This window comes from Arthrobacter sp. P2b (assembly GCF_900168295.1).
Classification (GTDB): domain Bacteria; phylum Actinomycetota; class Actinomycetes; order Actinomycetales; family Micrococcaceae; genus Arthrobacter.
In genome coordinates this window covers 114,480-134,918 of record NZ_FVZL01000009.1, presented here as the reverse complement: position 1 = coordinate 134,918, position 20,439 = coordinate 114,480, and the positions used below count along the sequence as shown (strand labels likewise).

Genomic DNA, 20,439 nt, shown 5'->3' with positions numbered 1-20,439 from the left:
CGATAACGCCATGAACCCGGCGGCCCGGAAAATCGAGCGGGTCTACCTGACGCTGACGCTGGGCAACACCCTGGCGACATCGTTTATCTGGGGGATCAACACCCTCTTCCTGCTCGACGCCGGCCTCAGCAACCTGGAGGCCTTCGCCGCCAACGCCTTCTTCACCGCCGGCATGGTGCTCTTTGAGGTGCCCACGGGCGTGGTGGCCGACAGCTGGGGACGCCGCACCTCGTTCCTGCTGGGCACCATTACCCTGGCCGTTTCCACGTTCCTGTACTACCTGCTCTGGCAGATGTCGGCCCCGTTCCTGTGGTGGGCGGTGGTGTCCGTACTGCTCGGCCTGGGTTTCACCTTCTTTTCGGGGGCGGTGGAAGCCTGGCTGGTGGACGCCCTGCGGTTTTCCGGTTACGAAGGCGGGCTGGAAACGGTGCTCGGGCGCGGGCAGATGGTCAGCGGGGTGGCGATGCTCGCCGGTTCCGTGGCAGGCGGGGTGATCGCCCAGGCCACCAGCCTGGGCGTGCCGTTCCTGGTGCGCGTGGGCGTACTGGTGGCCATGTTCGCGGTGGCGTTCCTGCTGATGCACGACGTCGGCTTCACGCCGGAGCGGTCACCGCACCCCCTGCGGGCCACCCGGACGGTCCTCAAAGCCTCGGTGGACGGCGGCCTGAAACATCCGCCCGTGCGGTACATCATGCTGGCCGCGCCGTTCACCGAAGGAGTGGGCTTCTACGTCTTTTACGCCCTGCAGCCGTACCTGCTGCAGCTCTTTGGGGACCCCCGGGCCTACGCTGTGGCTGGCCTGGCAGCTGCCATCGTGGCGGGAGCGGACATCGTGGGCGGATGGATGGCGCCGCGCATCCGGAAGCTGGTCCGGAAACGGACCACCGTGTTGATTGCCAGCAACGTGGTCAGCTCACTGATCCTGGTGGTGCTGCTGTTCACCAGCACGTTCTGGCTTGCCCTGGTGCTGCTGGCCCTGTGGGCCGTGGTGGGCGCAGCAGGCGCACCCGTGCGGCAGGCCTACCTGAACGACATGATTGCCTCAAAACAGCGGGCAACCGTCCTCAGCTTCGACTCCCTGATGGGGTCAAGCGGCGGGGTAGTGGTGCAGCCGCTGCTCGGCCGCAGCGCAGACCTTTATGGCTATCCGGCGTCGCTCGCCGTGAGCGGTGTGGTGCAGCTGCTTGCCGCGCCGTTTATCCTGCTGAGCCGGCGGCAGCGCTCGCAGGCAGACACGGCAACTGACCTGACAGCAACGTCCTAGTGGGTGCCCTGGTGCAGCGGTTGATGTGGTTCAGTCCGCGTCCATCAGCTCAAGCAGCTTCTTTGCTGCATCCCGGATGTCGTCGTGCCCGTACTGGGCAGCCCTGCTTTCCAAAGAGATGACGGCGCAGCGGTGGACTTTGCTGAAGTCGCCAAAGGGAAAGCTGACGCTGCCCTTGGTGCCCTCCGACTTTTCGTCGTCCCGGCCAAGGTGCCATTCCGCGAAGCTGCCAAAGCCGTGCTTGTCGATGAAGGCGTTTTCCTGGTCCGTGGAGGGAGCATGTTCGCTCCAGTCATCCCGGACATCACGTTCAACCTTGCCCGCCTTAATAAGCTCCCGGGCGTGGGCGAATGCAGTGCGGTTCAGCCGTGCCGCCATCATGGTTCCTTTCCTGCGGGTTCCGGCCGCCGGCAGCCGGAGGGCTTCCAGCGTAGGACCGCGCCGGGGAAACCGCCATGGTTAACGCCTGCGAGACCGCCGGGAAACGCGCCCACAACAATCACCGCATACCTTTCAGGGATGACAGCTGATTTCCTTGGCCGGCTCCGTGCATGGCTCACCGACACCTTCACCTATGAGTCCCCGGACGAGGCCGCCGATGCCATGGCCGACGCCACCCGCTGGGGCTGGCTTCCGGCCCTGAGCGGAGTGGCGGTGGGGGCGGGGCACGCCCGAGCGCACCACGTTGGCCAGGAGCTCTAACACCCCGCGGTGTCTGCTTGCACACACTCTTGCGTCCGTTACGGGATCATGCCCTAAACTGCTTCACTGAGGTGCCTGAGATGGCGCTGCGCAGCAACGAAAGTGAACACGCTATGGCTACCGATTACGATGCTCCACGCAAGCAGGAAGAAGAGACTCCGGCGGACTCGCTCGAGGCCCTTCAGGCGTCACGTGGCGGCAACGCCCAGACCGCGGTCATTGACCTTGACGAGAATGACACTGCTGAAGGCATCGACCTGCCCGGCGCCGACCTTTCCAACGAGGAACTGACGGTCATCGTTGTTCCTGAGCAGTCCGATGAATTTACCTGCTCGTCATGCTTTTTGGTCCGCCACCGTTCCCAGGTTGCGCGGGAAAAGAACGGCATGAAGTACTGCCGCGACTGCGAAGGCTAGGCCTCCAGTACGAAGCCCGGCGCCGGCACCCTCCCAGGGTGGCCGGCGCTTCTTCGTCTCCCGCCGGCGTCGTTACCAGCGGTAACGGGCGGATGCAGAAAGGGCACCAAAAGGGTCAAGAAAGGCCGAAATCCGCCCCTCGTTTTATGGCCGCGTGATGCGCGCGGGAGCACCCTAACGGTTGCGCGCCGAAGCGGCCACAGCCCTCGTTTCGGGGCCTTGACGCTCCTAGGCTTGAGCTATCCAATCGCTCCTTCCATGGGTGGCACCACAATGAAAAAACTCTCCATCTGGCTCACGGCTATCCTCATGGCCGTTGGGCTGGGACTCCTGGTTCCGGGGCCCGCCTCGGCAACCACATCGTATTGCGGGCTGGGCTGGGGATCCCTGGCAAAAACCAGTGAAAACCCCACCACCGCATCCGTCACCAACATCCGGACTGGGCAGCACTACTGCTTTGACCGGATGGTGGTGAACCTTAATGGCCCGGCCGCCGGGTACACCGTGCGTTACGTACCGCGGATTGTCCAGGACGGGTCCGGCTTTACCGTCCCGGTCCGTGGCGGCGCACGGCTGCAGGTCACTCTCACAGCGCCGGCCTACGACAACAACAGCGGCAGGCCCACGTATGAGCCCCGCAACCAGGCAGAACTTGCCAACGTTGCGGGTTACCAGACCTTCCGCCAGGTTGCCTGGGCCGGAAGCTTTGAAGGCTACACCAACGTTGGCCTGGGCGTCCGTGCCCGCCTGCCGTTCCGGGTTTTCACCCTGGACGGTCCGGGTGCCGGCTCCCGCCTTGTGATTGACGTAGCGCACTTCTGGTGACATCGGGCCGGCTGCCCAAGGCCGGCACACAACTGAAAGGTGCCGCGCCCCCGGATCGCGGGGGCACGGCACCTTTTGTGCGGGGGCAGTGCCATGGAGGCCTTGGCCTACTCCGGAACCACCAGTGCGGGGGTGTCCCGCTTCAGGGTCTCGCCCCGGAAGAAGCCGGGCCGGACCCGGGCCATGATGAGCATGAACACGGCGCCAAGGGCCAGGATCCCGATGCCCAGGACGAAGACCAACCCGACGCCGAACACCTCGGAACCGCTGCCGAACTCGGGAGCAAGGCTGTCCACGGCGGTCTGGCCGAACACCACGAACAGGCCTACTCCGCCCAGCACCGGGCACAGGAGACGCAGGATGAAGTTGCGGACGCTGCTGAAGACGCTGTGCCGGAAGTACCAGGCGCAGGCCAGGGCGGTCAGCCCGTAGTAGAAGCAGATCATCAGGCCCAGGGCCAGGATGGTGTCATTGAGGACGTTTTCACTGACCACGTGCATCACCGCGTAGAACCCCGCCGACATGACGCCCGCCGCGATGGTGGCGAAGCCCGGCGTCGCGAACTTCCTGCTGACCCGGCTGAACGGCTCCGGCAGGGCACCGTAGTGGCCCATCGCCAGCAGGCTGCGCGACGGCGACATGAACGTGGACTGCAGGGACGCGGCGGAGCTGGACAGCACTGCAAGGGACATCAGGATGGCGAACGGGCCCATGATGGGGGAGGCCAGGGCCGTGAAGATGTTCTCGTGGATTTCGGTATTGTTCAGGCCGTTGCCGGTATCGCCCACGCCGGCGAACATCATGGTGGCGATGCTGACCAGCAGGTAGATGGCCAGGACGATGACGGCGGTGAGGGTGCCGGCCAGGCCGGAAGTCTTCTTGCCGTTCGCCGTTTCCTCGTTCACGGTGAGGCAGACGTCCCAGCCCCAGTACACGAAGATGGACAGTGAAATCCCTGCGGCGATCTGGCCGAAGGTTTCAATCCTGGTCACATCGAACCATTCCCAGCTGAAGGGGATGGCCGTTTCGGAGGTGGACCAGTTGGCGAACGCCATGGCCACGAACAGGCCCAGCACCAGCAGCTGGAACCCCACCAGGCCGTACTGCACCAGTTTGGTGGTGTGCAGCCCGCGGTAGCTGACCCAGACGGCCAGGGCCACGAATACAAAGCAGGTCAGCACGTTCAAGGCTTTGTTGGCCGCCAGGTCTGCCAGTTCCGGGGCTCCGGTGAGCTGCGACAGGAAGAGGTAGAAGAAATCGACGGCAACGCCGGCGAGATTGGACAGCACGATGATGTTGGCGGCCAGCAGGCCCCAGCCGCCCATCCAGCCCACCCAGGGTCCGAAGGCCTTGGTGACCCACGTGAACGTGGTCCCGCTGTCCGGGGAGTCGGCGTTGAGCTCCCGGTAGGCGAGCGAGACCAGGATCATGGGAATGAAACCGATCAGGAAGATGACGGGCAGCTGGAGTCCGGCTTCGTTGACGGTGGGGCCCAGTGCGCTGGTGAGGGTGTAGGCGGGGGCAATGGTGGAAATGCCAAGGACGACGACGGCGAGGAGCCCGAGCTGCCCGCCTTTCAGTCCTTTGGCGGTGATGCCGGCGGCGGAATTGTTGCTGCTGGGGCCGGGGGAGGGCGTGCTGGTGCGGATTGTCTCTGTCATGGCACCACTTTCTGGGAAGACATTATGACGACGGTCACTATATGAATGGCGTTCATTTAGTATGAGGGTGCGGAGCTGCCTGCGCAAGGGGAAATATGAATCACGTTCGTTTATGTCCCTTCAGCGCAAATTAGTAAGCTCACTGAGAAACTGCCCCCGTCCCCGCCGCCGCGCTCTGCAGGGGCTGGTAGGTTCGGGATTACTGGACCAATGAGGAGGACGCATGAAAGCTTCACCGACACTCACCAACAATCTGCAGGCTGTGCTCACGGACCTGATCGAACTGCACCTCCAGGGCAAGCAGGCCCACTGGAACATTGTGGGTACCAACTTCCGGGACCTCCACCTTCAGCTGGATGAAATCGTGGACGCAGCGCGCCAGTTCGCAGATGACACGGCGGAGCGCATGCGTGCACTGCACGCGCTTCCGGACGGCCGCAGCTCCACGGTTGCCGAAGCCACCAGTCTGGCGCAGTTCCCCGAGGGCCTGATCAGCACCAAGGACGCCATTGAGCGGATCGTCGCAGCCCTTGAGGCTGCCGTGGGAACCATGCGAAAGGTCCACGACGAGGTGGATGAGGAAGATCCCACCAGTGCCGACCTGCTGCATGAGTTCATCGCCAAGCTGGAGCAGTTCGCCTGGATGGTGAACGCCGAAACCATGAAGCCCACCGCCAGCGTCACCGCCCCGGACGCCAAGTAGCCCCGCGGGATCAGGCAACAGTCAACAAGGCGCCCGGCGTCGGAGCAATGCTCCGGCGCTGGGCGCCTTTTCGCTGTCTGGTCTGATGTTGCGCGCCGCCTTAGACGGCCTTGGGCACTTTGCGGAGCACGACGGCGGCGAGCACTGCCGCGGTCGCCATCAGTACCAGCCCAATGGCGGCCGTGATGTGAACCCCCGAGTTGAAGGCTGCGGCCGCGGTGTCCCGGACGGCGTCCGCCAGGGGAGCGGGCAGTGCTGAGGCAACTTCCATGGCGCCGGCGAGCGTTTCGCCGGCGTTGTGCGCGGCGGAGGGCGGCGCGGCTTCCAGCAGTCCGGCCGGCAGCCGGAGGTTGTGCTGGTAGGAGGCTGTCAGGATGGAGCCCAGTACCGCCGTGCCCAGGAGCGAACCCACCTCGTAGCCCGTCTCGGAAATCGCTGCCGCCGCACCCGACTTCTCGGGCGGTGCAGCACCCAGGATGAGGTCGTTGGAAATGGTCTCGGCAGTGCCCACGCCCAGGGCAAGGATCAGGAGGGCCGCCAACAGGAGTGCCGGGCCGCCGCTGTGGTTGCCGAAGGTGACAAGGCTGTAGCCGGCGGCGCTGAAGGCCAGTCCTGTTCCCACCACAAATCCGGGCCGCACCCGCCGGACGAGCGGCACAACAACCAGGCCTGCCACTACCGTGGCCACCAGCGCCGGGATCATCGCAATCCCCGCAGAGGAGGGAGACATGCCCTCGAGGAGCTGCAGGTGCTGGGCCAGGAAGAGGATAAAGCCGTTGAACGAAAACAGGGCCAGGACGTTGGCCGCGATGGCCATGCTGAACACCCTGTTCCGGAACAGGGACATGTCCAGGAGTGGGTTGGCCAGCGTCAGCTGCCGGCGCACAAAGACGGCTGCCATCACCAGCCCGAACACCATGCTGCCCAGGCCCGCCGGTCCCGGCCCCTCGGTGGCAATGTCCTTGATTCCGTAAACCACCGGAACCATGACCAGCAGGGAGAGCAGGATGCTGGGAACGTCCACCTTCCCCGGCGACGGGTCCTTCGATTCCGGAATGAACACAGGTCCGAAGGCCAGAAGGGGCAGCATGAGGGGAACGGCGACGAGGAAGACCGCGCCCCACCAGAACTGCTCCACCAGCCAGCCGCCGAAGATCGGTCCCAGGGCGGCGCCCCCTGAGAACCCTGCAGCCCAGATGGCGACGGCCAGCCGGCGGCGGTTGGGCTCCGGGAAGATGTTGCGGATCAGCGACAGCGTGGAGGGCATCAGCATGGCGCCGAAGAATCCCAGGGATGCGCGGCCGGCGATCAGCCACTCCGGGCTCGGTGCGAAGGCGGTGGCGGCGGACAGTGCGGCAAAGCCGATGCTGCCGGTGATCAGCAGCTTCCTGCGGCCGATGCGGTCGCCCAGGCTTCCCATGGACACCAGCAGTCCTGCAAGGACCAGCGGATACGCATCCACGATCCACAGGAGCTGGACTCCGGAGGGGTCCAGTGAGCCTGCGATGGCTGGCAGGGCAAACGTCAGCGCGGTGTTGTCCACCGCGACCAGCAGCACCGGGAACATCAGCAGTCCCAGGGCAAGCCAGTCACGCCACGGCGCCCGGGAAAGCGGGCTGCCGGAAGCAGATGCGGAGGTCCTGGTGGTGCCAGCGGAAATGGTCATACCATAACTGTACCGTCTGGACGGTACAGTTACGAACCGCTGGGGTTTGAGGAATGGTGCGTGGAGGAAGGCATGATTAGAGGCATGCCCCGGAAGCCCGTAGCCCGCGACGCCGTACTTGACGCCTTTGAAGCCCTGCTGATCGACGTGGGGGAGCGTGCAGCCACCCTTGACGCCGTCGCTGCCAAGGCCGGGGTTTCCAAGGGCGGCTTGCTCTACCACTTTCCAAACAAGGAAGCCCTGATCCAGGTGCTGCTGGACCGGCTGGACGAACTGGCCGGAGCCGACGCCGATGCCATGGCCAAGGCGGAGGAGGGGGCCGCGGCATACTTCATCAGGTCCTCCGTCTGGGCTGACACCCCGCTGGACCGGGCGATCGTCGCCGCGACCCGGCTCGCAGAAGTGGCGCACGAGGAAACGCGCCGCCGTTTCGCCGCCATCCAGCAGCGCTGGCTGGACGAGATCGCCGCCGATGTGGGCCCGGGACTGGCCAAAGCAGTGCTCTACATGGGGGACGGGCTCTACTTCAATGCCATGTTGGCCGTCGGCCCCGTGCCGGAAGGCGGAGCCGCCGCGGATGTGGACAATCTCCTTGCTGCCCTGGAGCGCCTGCGCAGGTAGGCCGCCATTTGCCCCAAGGGCTGCGGCGTAGGACAATTGGAGGCTGTGAAGGCCCTCACCGGCCGTTCTCAGCAATCCAAATGAATAGCCTTTGATCTGCGGCGGGAGAGTTCTGCCGAAAGTACAAGCAGGCGCCGTAGGAGCAAACCCTCCCCAGGAATCTCACAGGCCCATGTACCGCCGCGGCGAGGCACCTCTGGAAAGCAGCAGGCAGTCCGCCTGTGCCATCCCGGCTACGGGAGACCAAGGACTGTTGTGCTCACCGACGGTGCAAGCGGGGCCATGCTCAAGCACGGCAACGCGGAAACTCTCAGGTCCAATACAGAGCGGGGAGGAACCCGAATCGATGTGGCGTGCCCTGCGCCACCTGAATTATGGAGTTCCTCGTGACCGTATCTCCGGCCTCCGCCTCCCCGGCCACTGCCACCTTCGTTGACCGTCATATTGGCGCCCGGCGCCAGGCCGACGTCGACGCCATGTTGCAAGCCGTCGGCTTCGACACCGTGGACGCTCTGGTTGATACGGCGGTTCCCAAGGACATCCGTCAGGAAACCCCGCTGAAACTTTCTGCGGCCCTGAGCGAGGTGGAAGCGCTCGCCGAACTGCGCAAGCTGGCAGCCAAGAACAGGACGGCCGTGCAGATGATCGGCCAGGGCTACTTCGACACGGTGACCCCGCCCGTGATCCGCCGCAACATCCTGGAATCCCCGGCCTGGTACACGGCCTACACCCCGTACCAGCCTGAAATTTCGCAGGGCCGGCTTGAGGCGCTGCTGAACTTCCAGACCATGGTCCAGGACCTCGTTGGCCTGCCCATCGCCAACGCGTCCCTGCTCGATGAAGCCACCGCCGTGGCCGAAGCGGTACTCATGATGCGCCGCGCGAACAAGAACAAGGACGCCAGGGATGGCAAGACCGTCCTGGACGCGGACTGCCTGCCGCAGACCATCGCGATCGTCAAGGGCCGCGCTGAGGCGCTCGGCTTCGAGGTTGAAATTGCCGACCTGTCCGCGGGCCTGCCGGAGGGTGCCATCAACGGCATCGTGCTGCAGCAGCCCGGCGTTTCGGGCCGCGTCTTCGACCACTCCGCCGTTATCGGTGAAGCCAAGGAACGCGGCGCGCTCGTGACCGTCGCGGCTGACCTCCTGGCGCTGACCCTGATCACCCCGCCGGGGGAGCAGGGCGCCGATATCGCCGTCGGTTCCGCCCAGCGTTTTGGCGTCCCGCTGTTCTTCGGCGGCCCGCACGCCGCGTACATGGCGGTCCAGAAGGGGCTCGAGCGCTCCATGCCCGGCCGCCTGGTGGGCGTGTCCAAGGACGACGCCGGTGTCCCCGCCTACCGCCTTGCGCTGCAGACCCGCGAACAGCACATCCGCCGCGAGAAGGCCACCTCCAACATTTGCACCGCGCAGGCCCTGCTGGCCATTGTTGCGTCGATGTACGCCGTTTACCACGGCCCCGAGGGGCTGAAGGCGATCGCCCAGACCGCCAACCGCCATGCCCGCACGCTGGCTGCTTCCCTGAAGGCTGCCGGGGCAGAGGTTCTGCACACCTCCTTCTTTGACACGGTCACCGTCCGCGTGCCCGGCAGGGCTGCCGAAATCGTTGCGGCCGCCGAGGCCAAGGGCATCAACCTGCGCGGCGTCGACGCCGACACCGTAGGCATCTCCGTTGATGAAACCACCACGACGGCGGTCGTCGCCGATGTCGTTTCCGTCTTCGGCGCCGAGGCAGTCGGGTCTACCGGCAGTTTTGCGCTGGACCCCGCCGTCGAACGCTCCAGCGGCTACCTGCAGCACCCGGTGTTCAACACTCACCGCTCCGAGACCCAGCTGCTGCGGTACATCCGGAAGCTGTCCGACCGGGACCTGGCGCTGGACCGCACCATGATCCCGCTCGGTTCGTGCACCATGAAGCTGAACGCCACCGCGGAGATGGAAGCCATCTCCTGGCCGGAGTTCGCCTCGATCCACCCGTTCGCCCCGGATTCCCAGACCGAGGGCTGGCGTGAGCTGATTGCTGACCTCGAGGCACAGCTGACCGAGATCACCGGCTACGACCAGGTGTCCATCCAGCCCAACGCCGGATCCCAGGGTGAACTTGCAGGCCTGCTCGCGATCCGCGGCTACCACCTGTCCCGAGGCGACGACCAGCGCAATGTCTGCCTGATCCCGGCCTCCGCGCACGGCACCAATGCTGCCTCCGCCGTCCTTGCCGGCATGAAGGTTGTGGTGGTGGCCACCGCCGCCGACGGAACCATCGACCATGCGGACCTGTACGCCAAGATCGACGCGCACAAGGACGCCCTTTCGGCGATCATGATCACCTACCCGTCCACGCACGGTGTGTACGACACAGACGTCCGCGAGGTCTGCGACGCCATCCACGCCGCGGGCGGCCAGGTCTACATCGACGGTGCCAACCTCAACGCGCTGGTCGGGTTGGCCCAACCCGGCAAGTTCGGGGGCGACGTATCGCACCTGAACCTGCACAAGACCTTCTGCATCCCGCACGGCGGCGGCGGCCCCGGCGTCGGACCGGTGGCAGCCAAGGCACACCTGGCACCCTTCATGCCGGGCGACGCGGCGTCGTGGACCGAAGGCAACGACGTACCGATTTCCGCGTCCCGCTTCGGCTCCGCCGGCGTGCTGCCGATTTCGTGGGCCTATGTGAAGCTGATGGGCGGTGAGGGCCTGACCGAGGCCACGAAGTCCGCGCTGCTGGCGGCCAACTACATCGCCTCCCGCCTCAACGAACACTTCCCGGTCCTGTACACCGGCGAAGGCGGACTTGTGGCGCACGAGTGCATCCTGGACCTGCGCGAGCTGACGGCGAAGACCGGCGTCACGGCCGAGGATGTGGCCAAGCGCCTCATCGACTTCGGCTTCCACGCCCCCACCCTCGCGTTCCCTGTCGCCGGGACCCTGATGGTGGAACCCACCGAGTCCGAGGACCTCGCCGAGATGGACCGCTTCATCGAAGCCATGATCACCATCCGGCACGAAATCGACCAGGTGGCGAACGGCGACTTCACCGTGGCCGACTCGCCGCTGCGCCGCGCACCGCACACGGCAGCCGCCGTCGTATCTTCCGACTGGGACCGCGCCTACCCGCGGGAACAGGCCGCCTTCCCGGTCCACCACCTCAAGCAGGACAAGTACTTCCCGCCTGTGGGCAGGATCGACGGCGCAGCCGGGGACCGCAACCTCATCTGCTCCTGCCCGCCGCTTGAAGACTTCGAGAACTAAGGACCAGCATGCCTGAGAAGTACACCGCTCTCTACGACGAGCACAAAAAACTGGGGGCATCCTTCACGGACTTCGGCGGCTGGCAGATGCCGCTGAAATACAGCTCAGAACTGGCTGAACACCACGCCGTCCGCAAGGGCGCGGGGCTGTTCGACCTGTCCCACATGGGTGAGGTCTGGGTGACCGGCCCCGATGCGGCCGCGTTCCTGGACTATGCCCTGGTGGGCAGGATCTCCGCCATGCCGGTGGGCAAGGCCAAGTACTCGCTGATCTGCAACGAGGACGGCGGCATCATCGACGACCTCATCACCTACCGGCGCCCGGCAGCACCGGACGGGACCGACGTGTTCCTGGTGGTTCCCAACGCCGGCAACGCAGCAGTGGTGGCCGCGGCGCTGGCAGAACGGGCCGCCGGCTTCGATGTCGAGGTCCGGGATGCCTCCGCAGCGACATCTCTGATCGCCGTCCAGGGCCCGAAGGCACAGGAGCTGCTGCTCCGGCTGGTGCCGGCTGCGAACCACAGCGCCGTCACCGAGCTGAAGTACTACGCCGCCGTGGAGGTGCCGTTCCTGGTGGCCGGCACAGGGCAGGAACTCCTGCTGGCCCGCACCGGGTACACCGGCGAGGACGGGTTCGAGATCTTCGTGGCCAACGACGCCGCGGCCTCCCTCTGGCAGGCACTCATCGCCATCGCCGACGACGGCGAGCTCACGCCCGCCGGGCTGGCATGCCGGGACTCCCTGCGCCTTGAAGCCGGGATGCCGCTGTACGGCAAGGAACTGTCCCTGCAGCGTGACCCGTTCGCCGCCGGCCTGGGTCCCGTCGTCGCACTCTCCAAGGAAGGCGACTTCGTGGGCAAGGCGGCCCTGGCAGCCAAGAAGGAAGCCGGCGCCGGCACCACCTCCGGCCGCCGCCTGGTAGGACTCAAGGGCCTGGGCCGCCGCGCCGGCCGCGCCCACTACCCGGTCCTCAAGGACGGCGTCACTGTGGGCGAGGTAACCTCCGGCCAGCCCTCGCCCACCCTCGGCTACCCCGTCGCCATGGCGTACGTGGACGTCGAATACACGGCCCCCGGCACCGCCCTCGACATCGACCTCCGCGGCAAGGCGGAGCCGTTCGAAGTCGTCGAACTGCCGTTCTACAAGCGCTCAAAGTAGCCCTTGCTGCCCTGTGGTCACCTTTGGCCCGTCGGGTCCGGCCTCCTCTGCGTGCTCGGTCGCGAAGACGCCCGCTGGGCGGACGTGACGCTCCCTTAGACGCACGCTGCCGGAGGCCGCACCCGAAGGGGCCCCTGAACGTCACCTTGGGCTTTTGCATGGGTGCCTTGTTGGCGCTGGGTGAACCACTAAGTTCTGGGGATGGGCCGAGTCCTCTGCGGCCCTGGGTGGAGGACTGCCCAATTTTTTAGGAAGTCCCGCCTGCCGTTGGTTCATTCGTTCTTTCGGACCACCCGCCTCGACACGGATTGAGAATGTGCGGGTGGGCGGGTGTTTGTTGCCTTGGAACTGTTGCGCTCTCAAAGGTGACATTGCTTTGGCGGGTGGGCGGATTCCGGAAGCGTACGTCAGAGGCGAGGAACGAGCCAGTACGCGGAGGAATTCGGCCACACGCCACCCAACCCAGCCACCAAAGAGTTTCGCCAGAAAAATTACGTAAGGAAAAAGATATGCCCAAAGTAGCCGCTGAACTTCAGTATTCCGACGAGCATGAGTGGGTGGCCCGGGAGGGTGGGAACCTTGTGGCTGTGGGGATTTCCGCCGTTGCTACGGATGCCCTCGGCGACATCGTGTACGTGGACCTGCCCGAGGTTGGTTCCATGGTGACCGCGGGGGAGACCTGTGGCGAGGTGGAATCCACGAAGTCTGTCTCTGATCTGTACGCCCCGGTGACCGGCGAAGTGGTGGAAACCAACCCGGCCGTCGTGGACGATCCTGCCCTGATCAACAACGATCCCTACGGCGCCGGCTGGCTGTTCAAGGTGGCCGCGGAGTCCGAAGGCCCGTTGCTGTCCGCGCAGGAATACGCGTCGAAAAACGGCGGCGACCTGGACGGCGCCGACGGGGTTGCAAGCGCGTAGCGTTGAACCGGAAGAACAGTCAGCTACCTCCCCGATCGCAGCGTTTTAGTAAGGATTTCCGTCATGGCTGTTGGTGTTTTTGATCTCTTTTCGATTGGGATCGGGCCTTCGAGTTCCCATACTGTGGGGCCGATGCGGGCTGCTGCTGTTTTTGCGGAGGAGTTGAAGGCTTCCGGGGTGCTGGCGGAGGTGGCGGGGTTGCGGGTGGACTTGTATGGGTCTTTGGCTGCGACCGGTCATGGGCATGGGACGATGACCGCGATTTTGTTGGGGTTGGAGGGGTTCCATCCGGAGTTGATCCTGCCCGATGAGGTGGAGGCCCGGCTGGCTGCGATAGCGGAGACCGGTGTGCTGCAGTTGGCCGGGGCGGTGGCGTTGCCGTACGGGGTGAAGGACATGGTGTTGCGGCCGTTGACTGTCCTGCCGCGGCACACGAACGGGATGACGTTCACCGTGACCGGTGCCGAGGGCACGGTGCTGCATTCGGCGACGTTTTTCTCGGTCGGTGGCGGGTTCATCGTGCGTGAGGGTGAGGAGGACGCGGCGCAGCAGGAGCTGGAGGAGTCGAAGAAGGAACTGCCGCTGCCGTTCCGCACCGCGGCCGAGCTCCTGGAGCACTGCCGGGAAACCGGGCTGGGCATCAGCGATGTCATGCTGGTCAACGAGAAGGCCTCCCGCACGGAGGAGGAGATCCGCGCCGGGCTGCTGCATATCTGGTCCGTGATGGAGGACTGCGTGGCGACGTCGTTGAAGCGTGAGGGGGTGCTGCCGGGCGGGCTGAAGGTCCGACGGCGGGCCCCGGACTGGTACGAGCGGCTGAAGAAGGAAAGCTCACGGCTGGAACCTGGCACCCCGGACAGTGACGGGCAGGACCAGGACTTCCATGACCCGAAGTACTGGCAGGAGTGGGTGAACCTGATCGCCCTGGCCGTGAACGAGGAGAACGCCTCGGGCGGGCGGGTGGTGACCGCGCCGACCAACGGCGCGGCCGGGATCATCCCGGCGGTGCTGTTCTACGCGCTGCATTTCGCCCCGGGCATGGACCAGGCCGGTCAGCAGGACCGCGACGACGTCGTGGTGCGGTTCCTGCTGGCGGCCGGTGCCGTGGGGGTGCTCTACAAGGAACAGGCATCCATTTCCGGGGCGGAGGTGGGTTGCCAGGGCGAGGTGGGGTCGGCGTCGTCGATGGCGGCCGCGGGCCTGGCCGAGGTGATGGGCGGGTCCCCGGCGCAGGTGGAAAACGCAGCGGAAATCGCGATGGAACACAACCTGGGCCTGACGTGTGACCCGATCGGCGGGCTGGTCCAGGTCCCGTGCATCGAACGGAACGCGATCGCCGCCGCGAAAGCGATCAACGCCGCGAAAATGGCGCTCTGGGGCGACGGAACCCACCGCGTCTCCCTCGACGAGGTCATCATCACCATGCGCGAAACCGGCAAGGACATGTCCTCCAAATACAAGGAAACCGCCATGGGCGGCCTCGCCGTCAACGTCGTCGAATGCTGATCCCAGGGGCCGCTGTCCGTTGTGGACGGAACCTTAATTGTGGGCGGCGGCCCACCAGTTCAGCGTGGTGGCGAACACCAGCCACGCCACGTACGGCAGCAGGAGCAGGCCGGCCGTCCTGCTGATGGGGCCGAACTGCAGGACGGTGAGGGTGACGGCGGCGATCAGGGCCAGGATGATGGCCAGCGCCAGCCACAGTGCTGCGGGGCCAAGCGTGGGATACAGGCCGAAGAAGACCGGAGTCCAGGCAAGGTTGAGGCCCAGCTGGATGCCATAAACAGTCAGCGCGGCCTTTGTCCTGCCGGTGCGTTTCCGCCACACCAGCCACGCAGCAACCGCCATTGCCGTGTACAGCACGGTCCACACCGGTCCAAAGACGCCGTTGGGCGGCGACCAGGGCGCTTTGTCCGCTGTGGCATACCATCCGTCCACGTTGTTGACGGTGGCCAGTCCACCCAGGGCGGCAACCAGAAAGGATGCCGCCAGGAAGCCGGCCAGGGCTGCCGCCTGGACTCCGGCGCTGTATGTCCGGGCGCTTCCTTCAGGCAGCGGCATCAATTGTTCCCGGTTTGGCTGCATCCTCCCACCCTTGCGAACGCCCCTGCCCGAGTCAAGGCGTGGGCCCTACGGAAACATCGCCGCAGGCTGCACATCCGCCTGCGGCGGAAAGCCGGGACCGCTGCAGGCTTTAGACTTGAGGCTGCATGTCCGCACGCAGCTACGAGTACCGAAACCGCGCATCAACCCGATTGGACACGGCCCCCTTGCGAGAATTCACCGCACGTTTTGCCACAGCCGAGGAAATTGAAAACTGGGACAAGCACGTCACGGCCAATCCGAACGGCGGCAATATGCTGCAGTCGGCGGCCTACGCGTCGGTGAAGAACGGCAGCGGCTGGAAAGTCCGGTTCCTTGTGCTTGAAAGCCCGGGAACCGCCAGTTACAACCTGGTGCTGGAAAAGAAGTTCCCCGTGCTCGGCCGGCTGTGGTACCTCATCAAGGGCCCCGACCTCGCGGCGGCAGACGACCTGAAAGCAGCCCTCGACGCCTGTGCCGCGTTTGCCCGCAGCCGCAAACTGAACGTCTTCACCATCAAGGTGGAACCGGACATCATTGACTCCGGCGATGCCCAGGCACAGATTGCCGCCGCTGGACTGGTCAAGGCACCCAACATCCAGTCCAACGATTCCACAGCACTGCTGGACATCTCCCAGCCTGAAGAAGCCGTATTCAAAGCCATCTCCTCCCGCGCCCGCAACGCCATCCGGCGTGCGGAACGGGAAGGCTGCGAGGTGGTCCGCAAGGAACATGGCCCTGAAACGTACCGGGCACTCTACGACCTGATGGCGGACACTGTTAAGGCCAAGGGGTCCATGCCGCTGCGCAGCTACGACTACTACGCCGCGTTCTGGGACGAGTTCTGCAACCGCGGGCAGGGGCACTTCTTTTTTGCCTACGAGGACGGGAAACCCAGCGTCGGCGCCTTCGTGATCAACTACGGTGCCAAGGCAACCTATAAGGACGGCGGCTCTACGCAGAACCGCAAGCAATACGGCGATTCACACCTGGTGCAGTGGACGGCCATCCGCCGCATGCAGGAACTGGGCTGCACCGAATACGACTTCTGCGGGACGCCGCCGTCCTCCCGCATCAAGGACAAGAGCCACACGCTTTACGGCATGGGGATGTTCAAGACCAGCTTCACCAAAACGGTGACCGACTTTGTGGGGTGCCACGACTACGTCCTGTCGCCCCTCCGGCACAGGCTGTGGGTCAAGGGCGCTGAACGGGTGTTCCGCCGGATTGAAACGGCACGGACCGGCCAGCAGTTCTACTGACCACACGCCGAACCCCAGGCCGTCCTGGAGATCAGCCACACCGCGGCTGCGCCTCCGCCCGAACACCGTCCCGCCCCGCGACTGCCCTGCAGGCCGGAAAGAGATATGAAGAAGGTAATTCCCTTGACTCCAGTTCCTACCGCCACAGACCTTGAGTTCGCGGTCCTCAGCGATGCCGACTTTGAGGCCTTCGCCCTGAAGCATCCGCAGAACAGCTTCCTGCAGTCCGTCGACTTTGCCCGGTTCCAGCGCGCCCGCGGGCAGCAGGTGGAACTCTTCGGAGTCCGGCGCGACGGCGAACTGGTGGCGGCCGGGAAGCTGAACTTCACCACCACCCGCCTGGGATACACGGTGTGTGAATGCGCCAAGGGCCCTCTGATGGACTACGACGACCCCGAACTGGTGCGCGCCGTCGTCGAGCTTCTCCGCAAGCGGGCCGGCGAACGCAAGGCCGCGGAACTGCGGATCTCGCCGAACCTCAAATACATTGCCCGTGACGAGGACGGCGCGGAACATCCCGAGGTGGAGGATAACCGGCCTCTGGTGGCCCGGCTCGAAGGGCTCGGGTTCCAGCACCAGGGCCTGGACATGAACTTCGTCAACGTGAACTGGATGTTTATCAAGAGCCTCGAAGGCATCCAGGACGCGGAGGAGCTCATCATGGGCACCAGCTACCGCACCCGTAAAGCCATCCGCAAGGCAGAGAAGAATGGCGTGTTCCTGGAACAGGCCACCCTGGACACCCTTGATGATTTCTACGGTGCCCTCAGCCACGCCGGCGACGAAAAGGGTTTCGTGTACCGCGAACGCGCGTACTACGAGCACCTGCTGCGCACCACATCACCCGAGTTCACCAAGCTCATGATGGCCAAAATCGACATCCCGGCCTACCGCAAGTCCATTACTGACCGCCTGGCCGCCGAGTCAGCCACGGCCGCGGACCTCCGCCGCGAGGTGGAGGAGACGGGCAGCAAGAAGAAGGCCAACCGGCTCAAGGTGGTCCAGGACCTCGTGGACAGCTACGAACGCAGCCTGAAGGACATCGAACGCTTCCCCGACTCGGTGGGAGTGGCCACCGTGGCAGCCATCCACTTCGTCTGCTACGGCGACGAGGTGGTGTGCGTCATCGGCGGCACCGTCCAGGACTACATCTACTTCAACGGCGCCACCTCGCTGTACTGGGGCATGATGCTGCACGCCCTCGAAAAGGGGTATCCGCGCTACAACTTCTACGGGACATTCGGGATCTCCGGGCAGGACCAGGAAGGCCACGGCGGCTACGCCTTCAAGAAGGGCTTCGGCGGCGAGGTGGTCCAACTGGTGGGCGACTTCGTGCTGCCCGTCCGGCCCGCCGTGTTCCACGCCAATCGGCTGGCCCGCGCGGCCGCCGCAGCGGCCCGCACAGTGCTGGGCAAGCTGCCCGGAAGGCGCTCCGCCTGACCGGCTGCCTGCACCAGCCCACTGATCACACAGCCGAACAGTTCACCTGCATTGGGAGGAGGGAACCATGACAGACCTGCCCGAATACCCCGGGGCCGGGTACCCCAAAGGCAGGCCGCGCACTGACGGCCTGCCCAAGACGGAGCCGCTGACTCCTGCCCAGTTGAGGCAGAACGCCGCCGCCAAGAGGATGCTGCGCCGGCTGGTCCAGAGCGAGAACCCTCCGACGGCGCCGCTGAGCATCGTGGACCGGCTCGCCGGCAGCCCCTACGCCAACCCCACCATCCAGGTGGGCGGTGTGGACACGTCCGCCCGCAAGACCCTGGACTTCGCCCTGCACCTCGCCGAAACCATGTTCCGGTACGGGGCCGGTGCCCTGGAGGTGGAGACGAGCATCATCGCCGTCACCGCCGCGCTGGGACTGAAGAACATCGAGGTGGACATCACCAACCAGTCCGTGGGCATCAACTATGCGCCCAAGGACCAGACGCCGATTGCGCTGCTGCGGGTCGTCCGCTCCTGGACCAACAACTATGCCGGACTGGCCAAAGTGCACCAGTTGGTGACCGACATCGTGGCCGGGGGAGTGGGCCGTGATGAGGCCATCCGCCGGCTTAACGAGGCCATTACCAGCCCCAAGCCGTTTCCCCGCTGGATGGTCACGGTGGCCTTCGGCATTTTCGCTGCCGTGTTCGTGGGCGTCCTTGGAGGCGGGCCGGTGTCGTCAGCCATTGCGTTTGCGGCCAACATCGGCGTGAGCCTGCTGGCCCGGCAGCTGGGCCGTTGGCGCGTTCCGGACTTCTTCATCACGGCCAGCTGTTCCTTCGTGGTGACCCAGCTGGCGCTGCTGCTCTGGCAGTTCGGGCTGACCACCTCGCCGGCCATCGTGGTGGTGGGCGGCATCCTGCTGCTCCTGCCCACGGGCCGCCTCGTTTCCTCCGTCCAGGACGCCATCAACGGCTTCCCGGTCACGGCGGCCGGGCGGTTCCTTTCGACGCTGCTGACGTTCGGTGCCATCGTGGCGGGCATCGCCGTGGCCTTTGTGGTGGGCGAACTGACCGGCATGGAGCGGATCGATGTCACCCAGACCTTCCCGCCCGCCTACGACCTGTGGGTGCTGATCATCTTCGTGGCCGTGGCCGTGATGGCCATCGGCATTACCGAACAGACCAGCTGGCAGCTCCTGCTGCCCACGGCGGCCGTGGGCGTCGCAGGCTATCTCGTCCTGCTCGGCGGCGGCCTGCTGGGCATCGGCGACCGGTTCTCGCCCGCTCTCGCCGCCGTGGTCATCGGGCTGCTGGCGCGCGTCGTGGCGCTTCGGATGGGCGCACCCCAGCTGGTGGTTGCGGTGCCCGCCGCGCTGATCCTGCTGCCGGGCCTCACCATCTTCCGCTCCATGTACGTGCTCACGGTTGAAGAGTCGGAAATCCTGGTTGGTGCCGGGAACATGCTGAGCGCCGGTGCGATCGTCCTGGGCACGGCGGCAGGCATTGTCCTCGGCGACACGCTCGCCCGGCCGCTGACCAGGAGCCTGGCCAGCAACGAGCGGCGCCGCGCCCGCCGCCGCTAGTCATACTTCGGCGGCGCTGTCGCACCGCCGTGGCCAGTCCCGTGGGGGACGCGTCAGATCTGCCCGACCGGCAGTTTCTTCTCGGCCTGGAAGGCGTCCTCCACCCGGCCCTGCGCCCAGTAGCCGGACAGCGACACCTGCCGGCGCTCCAGGCCCCGCTGCGTGAAGAACACGTCCCGCAGTGCCTTCATGTAGCCGCGCTCACCGTGGGCGAAAACGTCCACCGTTCCGCCGGGCCATTCGGCATCCGCTACCGCCTTGACCAGCAGGTCACTGGAACCTGCCGGGACGCCGTTGCGGGCCAGCCAGGTGATCTGCACCCCGGCCGGTGCGGCAATCAGCTGGATGTCGGCGTCGGAATCCACCTCCAGGAACGCCAGGCCGGTGGCCTCCGGCGGCAGGGCTTCCAAGGACGCGGCGATGGCCGGAAGTGCCGCCTCGTCGCCGGCAAACAGGTACCAGTCGGCGTCCGGGTTGGGGTTGTAGGCGCCGCCCGGGCCGGTGAAGGTCAGCGCGTCGCCTGGCCGGGCCTTGGCCGCCCAGGGGCCTGCCAGCCCTTCATCGCCGTGGACCACAAAATCGATGGCCAGTTCGCGGGCCGCCGGATCAACCCAGCGGAGGGTGTAGGTGCGGGTATAGGGCCACTGTTCACGTGGCATGGTCTCCCGGATGGTCCACAGGTCCAGGGGCGCGGGGTATTCCACTCCGGGCTGCGGAAAAATGATCTTGACGTACCGGTCCACGAAGCCGTTGTTGACGAAGTCCCCGAAGCCTTCCCCGCCTGCCACGATCCGGACCATGTGCGGAGAAAGCTCTTCCCTGCGCACTACTTCGAGGTTGATCTGCGGACGGGTCTTCTTGCTGGCGCTGGTTGCTGCGGGAACAATGCTCATAAGGCAAGC

General features: G+C 65.6%; 18 protein-coding genes and 1 riboswitch. Of the genes, 13 read left to right on the top strand and 5 right to left on the bottom strand.

The features are described from left to right. The first annotated feature begins 10 nt into the window (after positions 1-10). Positions 11-1,264, top strand: coding sequence for an MFS transporter (locus B5520_RS14960; RefSeq protein WP_079597870.1), 1,254 nt, complete (start codon positions 11-13; stop codon positions 1,262-1,264). Positions 1,265-1,294: 30 nt separating this feature from the next. Here B5520_RS14960 and B5520_RS14955 read toward each other — a convergent pair whose 3' ends face one another. After that, positions 1,295-1,642 carry a hypothetical protein gene (locus B5520_RS14955; protein ID WP_079597891.1) on the bottom strand — a complete coding sequence of 116 codons (348 nt, stop codon included), beginning with the start codon at positions 1,640-1,642 and terminating at the stop codon, positions 1,295-1,297. Positions 1,643-1,783: 141 nt separating this feature from the next. Between B5520_RS14955 and B5520_RS14950 the strand changes: the two genes are divergently transcribed. The 3 genes from B5520_RS14950 (at position 1,784) to B5520_RS14940 (ending at position 3,207) form a co-directional block, all read left to right on the top strand. Then, positions 1,784-1,966, top strand: coding sequence for a hypothetical protein (locus B5520_RS14950; protein ID WP_079597869.1), 183 nt, complete (start codon positions 1,784-1,786; stop codon positions 1,964-1,966). Between the two features lie 113 nt (positions 1,967-2,079). Further along, positions 2,080-2,382, top strand: coding sequence for a DUF4193 domain-containing protein (locus B5520_RS14945; RefSeq protein ID WP_079597890.1), 303 nt, complete (start codon positions 2,080-2,082; stop codon positions 2,380-2,382). A 273-nt stretch (positions 2,383-2,655) separates the two neighbouring features. Beyond that, entirely contained in the window at positions 2,656-3,207 is a 552-nt protein-coding gene (locus B5520_RS14940; RefSeq protein ID WP_079597868.1) for an AMIN-like domain-containing (lipo)protein, read from the top strand. 107 nt (positions 3,208-3,314) lie between these two features. Here B5520_RS14940 and B5520_RS14935 read toward each other — a convergent pair whose 3' ends face one another. Continuing rightward, positions 3,315-4,868, bottom strand: a complete 1,554-nt coding sequence (locus B5520_RS14935) for an APC family permease (RefSeq protein WP_079597867.1) — start codon at positions 4,866-4,868, stop codon at positions 3,315-3,317. A gap of 223 nt (positions 4,869-5,091) precedes the next feature. Between B5520_RS14935 and B5520_RS14930 the strand changes: the two genes are divergently transcribed. Continuing rightward, entirely contained in the window at positions 5,092-5,571 is a 480-nt protein-coding gene (locus B5520_RS14930; RefSeq protein ID WP_079597866.1) for a Dps family protein, read from the top strand. A gap of 100 nt (positions 5,572-5,671) precedes the next feature. Here the strand turns inward: B5520_RS14930 and B5520_RS14925 are convergent, their stop codons facing one another. Beyond that, on the bottom strand, positions 5,672-7,237 hold the full coding sequence (locus B5520_RS14925) for an MFS transporter (protein ID WP_079597865.1): 1,566 nt from the start codon (positions 7,235-7,237) through the stop codon (positions 5,672-5,674). Between the two features lie 84 nt (positions 7,238-7,321). Here B5520_RS14925 and B5520_RS14920 point away from each other — a divergent pair, with 84 nt between their 5' ends. The 5 genes from B5520_RS14920 to B5520_RS14900 all read left to right on the top strand — a co-directional run bounded on the left by B5520_RS14920 (position 7,322) and on the right by B5520_RS14900 (position 14,689). Further along, on the top strand, positions 7,322-7,858 hold the full coding sequence (locus B5520_RS14920; RefSeq protein WP_079597864.1) for a TetR/AcrR family transcriptional regulator: 537 nt from the start codon (positions 7,322-7,324) through the stop codon (positions 7,856-7,858). Positions 7,859-7,950: 92 nt separating this feature from the next. Continuing rightward, positions 7,951-8,048, top strand: a riboswitch (glycine riboswitch). Positions 8,049-8,232: 184 nt separating this feature from the next. Beyond that, entirely contained in the window at positions 8,233-11,106 is a 2,874-nt protein-coding gene (gene gcvP, locus B5520_RS14915; RefSeq protein ID WP_079597863.1) for an aminomethyl-transferring glycine dehydrogenase, read from the top strand. Between the two features lie 8 nt (positions 11,107-11,114). Then, complete coding sequence (gcvT, locus tag B5520_RS14910) at positions 11,115-12,263, top strand: glycine cleavage system aminomethyltransferase GcvT (RefSeq protein ID WP_079597862.1); 1,149 nt, start codon at positions 11,115-11,117, stop codon at positions 12,261-12,263. 509 nt (positions 12,264-12,772) lie between these two features. Then, a complete protein-coding gene (gene gcvH / locus B5520_RS14905; RefSeq protein WP_079597861.1) occupies positions 12,773-13,183 on the top strand; it encodes a glycine cleavage system protein GcvH in 411 nt (136 codons plus the stop codon). A 63-nt stretch (positions 13,184-13,246) separates the two neighbouring features. Then, the gene (locus B5520_RS14900) at positions 13,247-14,689 is read left to right on the top strand and encodes an L-serine ammonia-lyase (RefSeq protein ID WP_079597860.1); all 1,443 of its coding nucleotides are present in this window, start codon (positions 13,247-13,249) and stop codon (positions 14,687-14,689) included. Positions 14,690-14,722: 33 nt separating this feature from the next. On the opposite strand, the gene B5520_RS14895 is transcribed toward B5520_RS14900, so the two are convergent. Beyond that, the gene (locus B5520_RS14895; protein ID WP_254865587.1) at positions 14,723-15,244 is read right to left on the bottom strand and encodes a TspO/MBR family protein; all 522 of its coding nucleotides are present in this window, start codon (positions 15,242-15,244) and stop codon (positions 14,723-14,725) included. Positions 15,245-15,393: 149 nt separating this feature from the next. On the opposite strand from B5520_RS14895, the gene B5520_RS14890 reads away from it, so the two are divergent. The 3 genes from B5520_RS14890 (at position 15,394) to B5520_RS14880 (ending at position 19,537) form a co-directional block, all read left to right on the top strand. Then, entirely contained in the window at positions 15,394-16,527 is a 1,134-nt protein-coding gene (locus B5520_RS14890; RefSeq protein WP_079597858.1) for a lipid II:glycine glycyltransferase FemX, read from the top strand. A gap of 123 nt (positions 16,528-16,650) precedes the next feature. Then, the gene (locus tag B5520_RS14885) at positions 16,651-17,967 is read left to right on the top strand and encodes a peptidoglycan bridge formation glycyltransferase FemA/FemB family protein (protein ID WP_079597889.1); all 1,317 of its coding nucleotides are present in this window, start codon (positions 16,651-16,653) and stop codon (positions 17,965-17,967) included. A gap of 67 nt (positions 17,968-18,034) precedes the next feature. Further along, entirely contained in the window at positions 18,035-19,537 is a 1,503-nt protein-coding gene (locus B5520_RS14880; RefSeq protein ID WP_079597857.1) for a threonine/serine ThrE exporter family protein, read from the top strand. 53 nt (positions 19,538-19,590) lie between these two features. Here B5520_RS14880 and B5520_RS14875 read toward each other — a convergent pair whose 3' ends face one another. After that, complete coding sequence (locus B5520_RS14875; protein WP_079597856.1) at positions 19,591-20,430, bottom strand: siderophore-interacting protein; 840 nt, start codon at positions 20,428-20,430, stop codon at positions 19,591-19,593. Positions 20,431-20,439 lie beyond the last annotated feature (9 nt).